Origin of the sequence: Paenibacillus sp. p3-SID1389 (assembly GCF_025151705.1) — a bacterium.
GTDB classification, from domain to species: Bacteria; Bacillota; Bacilli; order Paenibacillales; family Paenibacillaceae; genus Fontibacillus; species Fontibacillus phoenicis.
In genome coordinates this window covers 141,348-154,427 of record NZ_JALXVO010000002.1, presented here as the reverse complement: position 1 = coordinate 154,427, position 13,080 = coordinate 141,348, and the positions used below count along the sequence as shown (strand labels likewise).

Genomic DNA, 13,080 nt, shown 5'->3' with positions numbered 1-13,080 from the left:
AAATGCTCCCTAAGCTGCTTCTTTACTTTTGGGGTTGACTTTCTTAAGATAGAATAAGCGTTGAGCCGCAAAGAGCTTAAGCTGTGCGGGCGACGCGTTACAGCGGAGGTTGTTTTTGCATATGAATAGGAGGTTGCAAGCATGAGCTTGGACCAGCTCACCGATGAGCAACAGGCTTTATTAATGAAGGTACGCAAACGCGTAATTGAGGCGATCGGCCGAAACATGGACTTGTACGGGATCTCTTTGTCTACAGGGCACTTGTACGGGCTGCTGTTCTTTGCTGACAAGCCGATGACTTTGGACGAGATGGGCAAGGAAATGAAAATGAGCAAAACCAGCATGAGTACGGGCGTCCGCACGTTGCTGGATCTCAAAATGGTCAATAAAGTGTGGGAGAAAGGCTCCCGCAAGGACTTATATGAAGTGGAATATGACTGGTACCAGACGTTTACGGACTTCTTCGCGATTAAATGGAGAAAAGCGGTGGAGAGCAATATCCTTGTGCTGCGTAGGTCCATTGATGAATTAACGAAGGTGATGGCGGTGGAGGAGGACGAGCCGCTTCGCAACGTATTGGAAGAAGACATCCGTAAGATGAAAGAATCTGTGAAATATTACGAATGGCTGGACCGTCTGATCGACGCGATGGAAAGCGGAGAGATCTATAAGCTGGTCCCCAAGGAAACCGAATCCTGATAAAAAGTATAACGCTTATTCCCAAGCACGTTGGCATTTGCGCAGCCTGGGAAATAAGCGTTTTTTTTGGCGTATCAATAGACTCCGATGTCATCCAGCATCAGCTTGGCGGCGCCGCCGCTGAGAAGGAAGGTCAGCCGCTGGATTCCGGTGTCCGGATTGAAGCTGGGGTTGGCGGCCGCAAAGTCTGCCAAAGCTAGACGATACGTCTGATATACCGCTTCCGTCGGATGCTTGTATTTGCCGCCCGACAGGTGGCGCTCCAGCCAGGGGTGGATCGTAAACGAGGTGACGGGCAGCGGTTCGACCTCCATAAACCTCGTGAGCGGCAGACGGACGGAGGTACCGTTGCCGTCGGTAAGCTCTACCTCAACTGTGACGGAACCCGCAGCCAAAGCCGCATCGGGCGTATTGTCATCCTGCAGCTCGAAGCTGCGGTCCGTGAGCGAAAAGGCGAGCTCCTCCAGCTGGCCGCTGGACGGGAGGGGAGCACCTTGCTCCCAGCTTAACGTATAAGTGGACGGCTCATTGCCGCTAGGCTTACGCTCCAGCACGATTCCCCGGGACGGCTTGGTGCCGTTTTGCCGGTTCTTTGCCTCTTCCTCCTTCCAGGTGAGGTTGCTGCCCGCTGCTTTCCCTCCCCCAGGGAGACTCAACCGGTTCAAATCTTCATCGTAGCGGGCCCAAGCAGTAAACGTGCTGCTCTCGAAACGATTGTAATACACTGTGTCCGGGAGCCAGGCTAAGCCAGTTCGGTAATCCTGCAACAGCGGAAGATAGCGGCCGAGCTTGGCGCTGGTGTTCGTTACCGAAGCGGAGCCGGACACAGCGTGGAGAGTGGTTGTTGCTCCGTTATTCCCCGCTCCCGCACCATGCAGCGTTTCCTCAAAGAAAGCCGAGATGTACACCTTCGCGATGCTCCGTTGTTCGGAAGGCGACAGCATCCCGTTCCGGCTGAGCAGGATGCCCTTCGGATAACTGACGTCCCGACCGCCCCAGCTGCTATTGAACTGGCTATGGTTGGCGTCTCCGATGTACAGCGAGGCTTTGAACCGATCTTTGCCTGACGAAAAACTTGTGCGCATGTACTGGCGGTCGCCTTCGAAGTCGCTGACGTCGCCATCCCGCGCGCCTTGCAGTGTCAAATAGCTGACATCCTTAAGCTGTGTGTATTTTCCGTCCACCTTTTTGTCGGTGGGGGCGATGGCGGCAACGGCTTGGATCTTGTAGTCTTCTAAGCTCGACATGAGCTCCGCGTCGTCCGCGAACCAATCCTTGTAACCCGCGGCCATCGCTACTGCTTGCCCGCCGCGGGAATGACCAACCAGTCCGATGCGGGTAAAGTCGATTTTTTCGTATAACGGATTATCCGGTTCTGCGGCAAATGTGCCGATCTGTTGCAAATGCTTCAGCAAAATCCAGGCTCGAACCTTCATATCGTTATCGGGAATTCCCGTCCATAGAGAGTAATTCAAGAAATTCTCATCGACGGATACGGCGGTGAATCCACGGCTGGCCAGCAGCTCTCCAAGATAAGCGTATCCGTCATCGGAGAAATCCTCCATCAGGTGGTTGCCGTGAACGATCAGCACGAGCGGGTAGCGGGTTTGGCTTTCGTCAGTGCTGTCCCCCGGGGCAGCACTTTCCTCTTCCGCTGCGACGGGCATCCAGACTCTTCCGTTCAGCGGAAGTGCCCGCTGATTAAATCCCCAATAGGCGGTCCGGTAGACGGACCACTTTTTAATATAGGCGGAGGCATCCACCGTTTCGGAGGTGATGTCGACCGCTTCCCCGTATTCGGGCTGCCAAGCGTCGTTCCCGCTGCCGTAGGTGAAGGTCGACACCTCATACGGCCCGGGTTCGGCGGGGCTGTCCAGCAGATCGGCCAAGCTTGGCACGGCCGCTGAACCGACGGCGGCGTCGCTGCTTGCGCCATCGCGCGCCTTGTCATCTTCGGCTTCGCCGGCTTTCCATATCCCGGCGCTTTGCACGCCTTGATAGGCCGGTACGGCGGAGCCGCCCCCTGGTCCCGCCGCGAACGGCCAGATCGCGGCGGCGGCCACCAGCAGCGCCGCCATCAGGGCGGCTGCCGCTTTATGGCGCAGCCGCAGCCTCCGGCTGGCGAGCGCCCCATAAAGCAGCCCGGCGGCGATTCCCGCCAGGCTGATCACCGCGGCCACGACCGCAGCCGCGGGCATCGCTACTTCGTTATAGTAGAAAATAACGAAGGCTGCGACAAAATCGAACAGGACCGCCCCCGTAAACAGGCGGGGGATCGGCAGGCCGATCAAAGCCAGCAGCAGCGCGGTGATGTGGGCGGTCAGGTACAGGCCCAGCGTTCCCGCGAGCAGGAACAGCAGCAGATCGACCGGACTCCCCAGCCCGGTCGGCATCCCGAGCGCCAGTAGGCCAAACGCGAACATGCCGGCCCCCCAGGGGCCGGCAATGGCGGATCGCCAAAAGGCGGTATCGTATCGGTAAGCATTCCGGATGCGGCGAGCGATCCGGTAACGCAGCGTCGGCTTGCTCATCAAAAGTTCAGTAACCACCTGAAGTTCCATGGCTTCCCCCAAAATCGTAGTCTCTCCTCTTCCCTTATTGTAACATGGGCCAAGGACCGGGAGAAACAGGGGAATACAGGGGCCGACCCAGCTGACCGAACGGGATAATCATGTAAAAGCGTCTGCTGCAGCACCATCAGCCGGCTGAGTCAGCGGGATAATCCCGTAAAAGCCAGCTCCAACACCTCTACCGACTCTGGCCGGGGCGCGGGCGGAAACGGACCCACGACCAGACGATCAGCAGGAGCAGCACCGCCAGGCAGGTCCCGATACTGATGCGGTTCTGCGCGTCGAACAAGAACAGCAGCGCAATGACAACGAGGCTGATCACGGTCAGCACCGTAATATACGGGAAGCCCCAGACTTTAAAGCTAGGTGCCGCCGGATAACGCTGGCGCAGCTTTAACTGGGACAAGCAGATGGTGATCCAGACGAGCAGCACGACAAAGCCGGGTACCGCCATCAATAGACGGAACAAGCCTGCCTGATTAAAGACGGCCAACATGGAGCCGAGGATCAGAACAACCCCGCAAAGAATTAAGCTGTTGACCGGAACGCCCTTGGCGGAGATCCGCGCCAGCTTCGCCGGGGCTTCCCCGCCGGCGGCCATCGAGTGGAGCATCCGGGTCGCGCCATAGATGCCGGAATTGGCAGCGGACAAGACCGCCGTAATCAGAATGAAGTTCATCAGATGCGCCGCCCCCTGCAAACCAACCGAGGACAGCACCTGCACGAACGGGCTGGTCTGCTCACTGAGACTGTTCCACGGTATCAGCCCGCAAATGATCAGAATCGGTAACGTGTAAAACAGCACCACGCGCAAAATAAAGCTTTTGACCACCCGAGGCAACACTTTTTCCGCATCCTTGGCCTCCGACAAGGTCAGTCCGATCAGCTCGGAGCCGCCGTAGGAGAACATGACGACCAGCAGCGCCGAGAAGATTGCCGTCCATCCGTTCGGGAACAAGCCGCCGTAATCCCGGTAATTGTGCGGGAACGGAGCGCTCGCCCCAGGGATCAGGCCAAACAGCATGGCCGCGCCCAGGAGAATAAAGACAATGATCATCGCGATTTTAATCCCGGCCAGCCAAAACTCAAACTCGCCGTAACCGGCTACGCTCATTCGATTGATGGCCAAGATAAAGGCGGCACTGGCTAGGCTAAGCACCCAGAGCGGCACGTCCGGCAACCAGAACTGCAGGAAACTGCCGGCGGCAATCACCTCAATGACGCATACGGCCAGCCACATGAAGCAGTACATCCACCCCAGAATGAAGGAGATGCGCTCGCCAAACGCCTCCCGGATGAAGTCCTTCATGTTGCGGCCAGGATACACTGTCGCCATCTCGGCAATAGCGCCCATGACGACCAGCAGCAGCAATCCGGCAAAGGCATAAGAAAAAATCACGCCAGGCCCGGCCAGGCTGACGGTCTCGGAGCTCCCTTTGAAGATCCCGGTGCCGATAACGCCGCCCATGGCCATGAAGCTGATGTGGCGGGGCAGCAATTTTTTCTGCAAAGTTGAGGAATCGGATTTCACGTAAATAAAGCCCCCTAAATCTGAGTTGTATCCATTGGAAGTTGGATAAGCAATACGGACTTTATCTTACACTAATTCGCCCGCGGGAGGAAATGAAATCATACCCGGTTGATTAGTATCACATTTCGTTGATTGGTCAGATAGGCAAGGGCCCGGCGGCCAATATACAATAACTTTCAAGATCAAAAAAGCGTAAAGGGGAGAAGCGTTTATGGCCCGATTATCCACGGATCGGGAAATGCAACCCGAACCCGCCATGCCGCACATGCCTTATAAAAGAAGGAAGAGCGGGATCGAGCGTTTTTTTCGGCAAATCGACCTGCAGTTGATGGTTCTCCCGGCGCTTGCCCTCATCTTCGTGTTTAGTTATATCCCGATGTATGGTGTCTTGATCGCCTTTCAGGACTACAAGATCGGGCACAGCTTTACGGGAAGTCCGTGGGTGGGCTGGAAGCATTTTGCTTACTTCTTTAACTCCCCGGATTTTTACACGGTTATGCGTAATACGATCGTCATCAGCCTGCTGAAGTTTGTCATCGGGTTTCCGGCGCCGATTCTGCTGGCTTTAATGCTCAACGAAGTGCGGAAAATGGTGTTCAAGCGAGTCGTTCAGACGATTACGTATTTACCGCATTTTATGTCCTGGGTCATTCTCGGCGGCTTGGTCGCTTCGCTGCTCGCCACGGATAACGGCAGCTTAAACATGCTGCTGGAACGGCTGAATCTGATTCAGGAGCCGATTAATTTTCTGTCGCTCCCGGAATACTTCTGGACCATTCTGATCACGACCAACGTCTGGAAGGAAATCGGCTTTGGCTCGATCGTCTACCTGGCGGCGATCGCCGGGGTGGATCCCCATACGTATGAGGCCGCTTCGATTGACGGGGCCAGCCGTTTTAAGCAGATTTATTTGATAACGCTTCCATCGATTATGCCGGTGATTTCGATTTTTATGATTCTGGCCATCGGCAATTTGCTGAGCGCCGGCTTCGAGGATATCCTCGTGTTGGCCGTGAACCCGGCGCTGCGCGATGTATCCGACGTCATCGATACGTACGTGATCCGGGTCGGGATCAACAATTACCGCTATTCCTACGCTACCTCCGTCGGGTTGTTTAAAGCGGTTGTAAGTGTCGGACTGTTGACCCTCGCTAACTATGTAGCCCGCCGATCCGGCAACAGCTTATGGTAATCAGGAGGAGGTGCTCGCGATGTATAGCAGCAGAGGCGACCGGGTCATGGTTGCTTTCATCTACGTCTTCTTAACCATTTTTTCCCTCTCCACGTTATATCCGTTCCTGAATGCCATTGCTATCTCGCTGAACGAAGGGCTGGATACCGCAAAAGGCGGGATTACCCTCTGGCCGCGCTCCTTTACCCTGGAAAATTACGAGGTCGTCTTCCAGGATGAACGGCTGATGTCGGGATTTATCATCTCCGTTCTTCGGACCGTCGTCGGCACGGTCAGCGCCATCTTGGCCACGGCGATCTTCGCTTACGGGATGACCAAGCGCGAGCTGATGGGACGTAAATTTTATATGCTGATGTGTATTTTTACGATGTATTTTTCCGGCGGATTGATTCCAACGTTTCTGTTGATCCGGAACCTGGGGATGTTTAACTCCTTCTGGGTATATATCATTCCTTCGCTCATTGGGGTCTGGAATATGATCATCTTTCGTACCTTCTTCCAAGGGCTGCCCCAAGGCTTAGAGGAATCGGCCAAAATCGACGGCTGCGGCAATTGGGGCACCTTGTTCCGCATCGTGCTGCCGCTGTCGGGACCGGTTATCGCAACGTTGTCGCTGTTTACCGCGGTTGGGCACTGGAACGAGTGGTTCATCGCCAGCATCTACATTTCGAAGGAGGAGCTGCTGCCGATTCAGACCATTCTGAAGCAGATTCTCGCGTCCAATATCGTCTCCGAGCAGACGGCTAACCTGGATGCAGCGGCGCAAGCCCATATGGCGCAGGCCAAAACCGTCACCAGCAAATCGCTGTCGATGGCCACCATGATGGTCGCAACGATCCCGATCGTCCTGGTGTATCCGTTTGTGCAGAAGTATTTTGTCAAAGGGGTGCTGGTCGGGTCCTTGAAGGAGTAGTTGAAGGAACAACTGGCGGCGTTTAAGGCAGATCGTTCTGCTTTGAACATAAAAATGAAAGGCGAAAGGGGATAACAGTCGTATGAAAAAGCGGGGAACACGGTTAAGCCAACTGTTGATCATCATCATGGCGATTGCCGTCATCCTGGCCGGATGCTCCGGCGGCGGGGGCAACAGCGCGAGTGGCGGTAATCCTGCCGAAGCGCCGAAGGAGAACGGCAGCAATGCGGAGACGAACCAGGCGGAGTCTGCGGAACCGCAGCTTTTCGAGCTGGGGAAGGAGCCGCTGGAATTCACGCTTTACGGCAACTATGACTGGTACACCATGCCCAAATGGGGCGCCGACGAAACGACAGCTTGGGTGAAAGAGAACAAGAAGGTGAACATCACAGAAATTCCAAACGGCGGAAATACGGTGCAAAAGCTAAACACGATGATTGCCTCCGGCGATCTGCCGGACGTCATTTGGGGGGAGCGGGGTGCGGACGTCGAACGGCTGCGCGAAGCAGGTTTGCTGGTGCCATTGGACGATTATATCGAGAAGTATCCGAATTTGAAAAAATGGCTGGATCCGAAGGCAATGAACATGTTGCGATCCCCTGACGGCAAGCTGTATCAATTCCCGAACTGGTACACGAACCGTCCGAACGGCAATGCCGGATGGGTGGTCAACAAGAAGATTTATAAAGAGCTCGGTTCGCCTAAACTGGAAACAACCGATGATTTGTATGCTTACCTGAAGCTGGTGAAGGAGAAATATCCGGACGTCATCCCGCTGGAGACGGATTTGGCCAGCGAAGGTCACGGTCTTGATCAGATTTACTCCGCGTTTAAGGAGAACAATTTGAGTTTTCCGCGTTATTTTGCCGTACCCAACGGGGATAAAATGACTTCGATTTACAAGGACGAACCGTTCCGGGAATCGGTGGTCTACGCAGCGAAGCTGTTCCGCGAGAAGTTGATGACGCAGGACGCCATGACGCAGACCAGAGACCAGGTGCAGGAAAAGCTGATGAACGGCCGGGTGGCGGTGTACACTTCCTCCAATCCGACCTTGTATGCGATGCAGGCCCACGCAGCCTTGACCCAAAAGGATCCGGACGCCGGATATTTCATGATCTGGCCGATTCACAAGGAAGGGCTGGACAAAAACAAAATTTATCCCGGCACTTATAACATGCTCGGTTGGAACGCAGCGGTCATTACGACCAGCGCCAAGAATCCGGAAGCGATCTTCGCTTTCTTGGATTGGTGGACCGGTCCTGAGGGGATGACCCTGCAGATGTGGGGGGTTGAAGGCGAGTTCTGGCAAGGACGGGAAGCGGACGGCATCACGCCGAAGTTCACGGAGAAATATACGAAGGAAAAAGAAAAGCTCGCCGATTATCAAGCGAAGATGGACCCGTTGATGTGGGTTGGCAATACCGTGTACGTTGACGATATTAAAGGGAGATTCGAAGCAACGCTGCCGGAGAGCGAACGGAACTGGTCAACCTATTGGCAGTACGAAATTACATGGAAAACGCAGGGCGACGCTACGGAATTCATCAATTTGTTCCCGCTGCCGGATACCGAGGAGGGCATCACCTTCCAAAGCGGCAAGGACATTTGGCAGAAAGCGAGAGCGCAAGCGCTGTATGCGAAGACGGACGAGGAAGCGTTGGAGATCCTCGACAAAGCGCATGAGGACACGATGGCCATTGGGTTCGAGAAGCTGCTGGATTACTATACTCAGCGCTGGCATGAGAATTTGAAGATGATCCAAGGCAATTAACCGAGACAGGCAAGCTATTTGGCAAGGGGGCCCGATTCATTAGGCTCCCTTTTCCTGTAGCGCAGGGCGGGGAGGATTAGAGGATTTTCTCCGTTCTCAACGAACAGGGAGGCCGGGTATACTTAGGGGAAACGGAGCTGAAACCGAACTTCCGCAAGGAAAAAAGGGGGCTGACACGATCGTGTACAAGGTACTGCTTGCTGATGACGAGCATCTTGACCTGGAGGGCATGAGGACGTTTATTCCCTGGTCCGAGCTGGGGATGGAGGTGGTGGGCGCCGTTAGCAACGGCTTCTCGGCCTGCGAGCTGATGGAACGGCAGGCGATCGACATTCTGGTCACGGACGTCAATATGCCGCATATGTCCGGGCTGGAGCTGGCACGCCGGGCGATGGACCGGAAGCCGGACGTCCGCGTCGTGTTTGTCAGCGGACACCAGGATTTTCATTATGTCAAGCAGGCGCTCTCGCTCAAAGCCTGCAGCTATGTGCTGAAGCCGATGGACGACGACGAGTTGGTCGCCTCGCTCCGGCAAATTACGCTGGAGCTGGAACATGAAGCGAATCGGAAGCGGACGGAGGAGCAGTATCTGAAAATGATGCAGGCGTTGCAAGCGCAAGGCGTTGAGAAGCTGGAGGACGAGCAGGAGCGGCAAGCTGCGGCGCGGTTGACCGAGGCGCGCCCTGCGCCGGGTTGCAGCCGGCTGATCCGGGAAATCATCGCGACGATGCAGGCGCGCCTCCACGAGAATCTCACCTTAAAGAACATCGCTCAGCAATTCGCCTTTTCGCCGAACTATCTAGGGCATCTTTTTAAGGAGGAAACCGGCCAAGGCTTCAGCGAAATGCTGACTGAACTGCGAATGGAACGGGCACGTAAGCTGCTCAAAGACCCGAAGGTGAAAATTTACGAGGTCGCCGGTCAAGTAGGTTACCGCTATATCCCTTACTTTAGCCGGCAATTTAAGGAGACCTTCGGGATGACGCCGATGGAATTCCGCAAACGGGAGTGAGGCCGACTTGATGAAAATCCACCGCGTGACGCCGCCCCGAGCGCTGCGTTACCTTCCGTTTGGCTACAAGCTGATGTTGACCTATCTCGTATTTATTTTGATTCCGGTGCTGGCGATCGGCTATTTTTCCCATTCTCTCTATCAGGAATCCATACGCAATCAAACCCGCAGTAATATCCAGGGGACGCTGCTGCAAATCCGGGACAACGTCGAATACAAACTGGCGGATGTCGAGCGCGTCTCCTCGATGCTCTATCACGATTACATGTTGATCACGCAGCTGCGCAGCTATGAGGAGGGCTGGAGCAGTTATGAACGGACGACGATGGTGCTTCAGCCCAAGCTGCATATTGCGATGAATGCGACCGGTCTGAAGCTCGCCATGTACGTTTTTCTGGAGAATGATACGCTGCCCGAGATTTATCACGGTTCCTTTGTGAATGAGAATCCGGATGCGCTTGAAGGCAACTATAATATCTATCATTTAAGCAGGCTTCAGGATAAAGCGTGGTACATAGATTTTCCTGAGGAGCGATACGGAGAGACGCTCGTTTGGCGAAAGGTGGAGAAGGACCGGGAACAGGGCAGAATCTCGCTGCTGCGCCGGTTGGTCGACAGCAACAAGCCGCTGGATTTGCGGGAAATCGGCTTCTTGCGGCTCAGCGTTCGGATCGGCGAGCTGTTCGGGGCGCTGGATTACCGCAAAATCGGCGAAGGCAGCCAGTTGCTCATCCAGGATGGGACGGGGGAGACGTTATACGAGTCCGGTGGGTTTGCAGCATCCTCTGGAACAACCGAGTATTTGACGATCCAAGAGGAGCTTGATGGCCCAGGATGGGTGCTGACGGCCCGGGTTCCGCTCACGATCATGGAACGGGACTCGGCGAAGGTGCGCTGGTTTGTGATCTTGATCTGCCTGTTGTGCCTGATTGTGTTTACGTTTGCCGGCATGTTTATCTCCCGTTATTTCTCGATCCGGGTGACGAAAATCGTCTCGGTCTTAAACGCCTTCCGTGAGGGGGATTTGCATAAACGGATGCGCTATCGGGGGAAAGACGAGTTCTCGCAGATCGCTTCCGCCCTGAATGAGATGGGGCACAATATCAAGCAGTTGATTGAGCAGGTCTATCTGACCCGGCTTGAGAAAAAAGAGGCCGAGCTGGAGACGCTGCAGGCGCAGATTAATCCGCATTTCCTCTATAATACGTTGTCCTCGATCAGTCGGCTGGCCAAATTCGGGGAGACTGACAAGCTGCAGCGCATGGTGCTGGATTTGGCGAAGTTTTACCGCTTGTCGCTCAGCGATGGACGCACGATCATCCCGATCCATAGCGAGCTGGCGCAGGCCGAAGCTTATATTAACATTCAGCGTACGAAGTTCGGAGAGGCGGTGTCCTTCGACTTTGAGGTTGATCCTGCCATCCTGTCTTTGGCTACGGTGAAGCTTGTGTTGCAGCCGTTTATCGAGAATGCGCTGGAGCATGCCTGGTTTGGCGACCCGATCCACGTTCGGATTCAAGGATATACGGAAGGGCGGGAGGTGTGCTTCAAGATTATCGACGACGGGATTGGCATGACGCAGGAACGACAGCGTCAAGTGTTCAACCCGGCCCCCGGAGCAGATGGCGGCTTTGGCATTCGGAATGTCCATAGCCGCATTCAACTGCATTTTGGGTCGGAGTACGGGGTGAAGCTGTATAGCCGCCCCGGCATCGGCACGACGGTGCTGATCCGGTTCCCGGCCGTCCCTGCCGGTGGAGAAACGCCGGGCTCCTCCCGAACCTCTGCCAAAACGTCAAGCATTAGTCCTTCTGACAAGTCTTGACAACTATTGGATTCGCGGTTTTAATAGGGAGATAGTTTTGAACATCTTGTGAACAAAGAAGGCGAAACCAAATGATCGCACAACTCAAGAGCATTCATCCCTTGTCGTGGACCATTATTATTGGGACGATTTTTGGACGTATGGCTTCGTCCATGAGTATTCCGTTCTTATCTATTTACTTGATCAAATCGCTGGGAGCATCTCCCTCCGAAACCGGGATCGTCATTGCGGTCAGTTCGCTGATTGGGGTGTTCGCCAGCTTCTATGGCGGCTACATCTCGGACGTCATCGGACGCAAGCGGGTACTGTACATTTCGATCTTCGGTTGGGTGCTGGTGTTTATCGGCTTTGGGCTGGCGAATCAAGTGTGGCTTTTCTTTATCATGAACGCCCTAAACGGATTATGCCGGGCGCTGTTCGAGCCAACCTCCCGGGCGCTGCTGGCCGATATCACCCCGCAGGAAAGCAAAATGCTGGTATTTAATTTGCGTTACGCCGCGATCAATCTCGGCGTTGTAATTGGGCCGATCCTTGGATTGCAAGTGGGTGCTTCCGAGACGGGACTGGCCTTCTATTTCGCGGGTCTCGTGTATTTGGTGTACGGGTTGGTTCTGGTCTTCCAGTTTATGCTGCACAAGGAAATCGGGATCGCGGGTCATGGAGCAGGCGAGCGTTTGACGTTGAAGGGCGCCATGCAGGTGACCGGCAGGGACCGCACCTTTTTGTACGTGCTGATAGGCATGATTTTCTGCGTGCTCGGGTACGGCCATTTCAGCTCAACGCTGGCACAGTACCTGGAGATGACGCCGGGCATCCAGGACTGGGCCACGCTGTTTGGTTACATGCTGTCGCTGAACGCCATTGTTGTGTTGGCGGTGCAGTTCCCGATCGTCAAGTTTGCCGGTCGCTTCTCGCCGATTGTGCCGCTGGTTGCGGGCAATCTCTTCGTGTCCGGCAGCCTGCTGCTGTTCGGCTCGGTGCATGCGGTCTGGGCGTTCCTGGTGGGCGTAGTGATCTTTACGATCGGCGAAGTGCTGATGTTTACGATGACGGACGTGCTGGTTGACCGGATTGCTCCTGCCTCGCTGCGCGGGACCTATTTCGGCATGTTTGGCTTCAATCAATTAGGCAACGTGCTCGCACCGCTGGTGGGCGGTTTCCTGTTGGATGCCTTTGGCGCCCTGCAGTCTCTGCTCATCTTTGGGATCATCGCGCTGACGACCGCTTGCGGCATGCCGTTCCTGCTGCTGGCGAAGCGTCACTTGACCGCAAAGGAAGCGGCGGTTGGGAAGGCGGAGGCGCAGGCGGGAGTGCCTAGCTGATCAGCTGATAAGGGGAGCCTTTTGCCTTTTGAAGTCTGGCAGAGGGTCTGGCAGAGGATCAGGATCGCCGGACGGGATCGACTAACTGGATTTTCTACCGTTATTTTTGGACATTTTGGGGGAGCGGGGTAATTTAACTGGAAATCCTACTGTTAATTTGCCGGAATCGTCGCTTACAGGCGGTTTCGGGCAAAATTAACGTCAGGATTTCCAGTTAATTTGAACACATCGGGTGTATTTAA

The 13,080-nt window shown here is 55.1% G+C and carries 9 protein-coding genes; 7 read left to right on the top strand and 2 right to left on the bottom strand.

Features of this window, described 5'->3' with window-relative positions; genetic code table 11:
• The first annotated feature begins 141 nt into the window (after nt 1–141).
• Nucleotides 142–699 carry a GbsR/MarR family transcriptional regulator gene (locus tag M3G15_RS01640; RefSeq protein ID WP_016313133.1) on the top strand — a complete coding sequence of 186 codons (558 nt, stop codon included), beginning with the start codon at nt 142–144 and terminating at the stop codon, nt 697–699.
• A gap of 74 nt (nt 700–773) precedes the next feature.
• Here the strand turns inward: M3G15_RS01640 and M3G15_RS01635 are convergent, their stop codons facing one another.
• Nucleotides 774–3,260 (bottom strand): alpha/beta hydrolase family protein, encoded by a 2,487-nt coding sequence (locus M3G15_RS01635; protein ID WP_260069881.1) that lies wholly within the window; start codon nt 3,258–3,260, stop codon nt 774–776.
• A 187-nt stretch (nt 3,261–3,447) separates the two neighbouring features.
• Nucleotides 3,448–4,800, bottom strand: coding sequence for an amino acid permease (locus M3G15_RS01630; protein ID WP_260069880.1), 1,353 nt, complete (start codon nt 4,798–4,800; stop codon nt 3,448–3,450).
• Nucleotides 4,801–5,011: 211 nt separating this feature from the next.
• Here M3G15_RS01630 and M3G15_RS01625 point away from each other — a divergent pair, with 211 nt between their 5' ends.
• From M3G15_RS01625 to M3G15_RS01600, 6 genes are all read left to right on the top strand, one after another.
• Complete coding sequence (locus tag M3G15_RS01625) at nt 5,012–5,992, top strand: ABC transporter permease (protein WP_397376577.1); 981 nt, start codon at nt 5,012–5,014, stop codon at nt 5,990–5,992.
• Nucleotides 5,993–6,011: 19 nt separating this feature from the next.
• Nucleotides 6,012–6,905 (top strand): carbohydrate ABC transporter permease, encoded by an 894-nt coding sequence (locus M3G15_RS01620; protein WP_260069879.1) that lies wholly within the window; start codon nt 6,012–6,014, stop codon nt 6,903–6,905.
• A gap of 82 nt (nt 6,906–6,987) precedes the next feature.
• Nucleotides 6,988–8,679 carry an extracellular solute-binding protein gene (locus M3G15_RS01615; RefSeq protein ID WP_260069878.1) on the top strand — a complete coding sequence of 564 codons (1,692 nt, stop codon included), beginning with the start codon at nt 6,988–6,990 and terminating at the stop codon, nt 8,677–8,679.
• A gap of 181 nt (nt 8,680–8,860) precedes the next feature.
• Entirely contained in the window at nt 8,861–9,691 is an 831-nt protein-coding gene (locus M3G15_RS01610; protein WP_260069877.1) for a response regulator transcription factor, read from the top strand.
• 10 nt (nt 9,692–9,701) lie between these two features.
• Nucleotides 9,702–11,516, top strand: coding sequence for a cache domain-containing sensor histidine kinase (locus M3G15_RS01605; RefSeq protein WP_260069876.1), 1,815 nt, complete (start codon nt 9,702–9,704; stop codon nt 11,514–11,516).
• 71 nt (nt 11,517–11,587) lie between these two features.
• Nucleotides 11,588–12,838, top strand: a complete 1,251-nt coding sequence (locus M3G15_RS01600; RefSeq protein WP_260069875.1) for an MDR family MFS transporter — start codon at nt 11,588–11,590, stop codon at nt 12,836–12,838.
• Nucleotides 12,839–13,080: the final 242 nt, after the last annotated feature.

Coding starts and splice junctions, on each gene's coding strand:
- M3G15_RS01605 (WP_260069876.1), top strand. CDS start 9,702: ATGAAAATCCACCGCGTGACGCCGCCCCGAGCGCTGCGTTACCTTCCG.
- M3G15_RS01600 (WP_260069875.1), top strand. CDS start 11,588: ATGATCGCACAACTCAAGAGCATTCATCCCTTGTCGTGGACCATTATT.
- M3G15_RS01635 (WP_260069881.1), bottom strand. CDS start 3,260: ATGGAACTTCAGGTGGTTACTGAACTTTTGATGAGCAAGCCGACGCTG.
- M3G15_RS01615 (WP_260069878.1), top strand. CDS start 6,988: ATGAAAAAGCGGGGAACACGGTTAAGCCAACTGTTGATCATCATCATG.
- M3G15_RS01625 (WP_397376577.1), top strand. CDS start 5,012: ATGGCCCGATTATCCACGGATCGGGAAATGCAACCCGAACCCGCCATG.
- M3G15_RS01620 (WP_260069879.1), top strand. CDS start 6,012: ATGTATAGCAGCAGAGGCGACCGGGTCATGGTTGCTTTCATCTACGTC.
- M3G15_RS01640 (WP_016313133.1), top strand. CDS start 142: ATGAGCTTGGACCAGCTCACCGATGAGCAACAGGCTTTATTAATGAAG.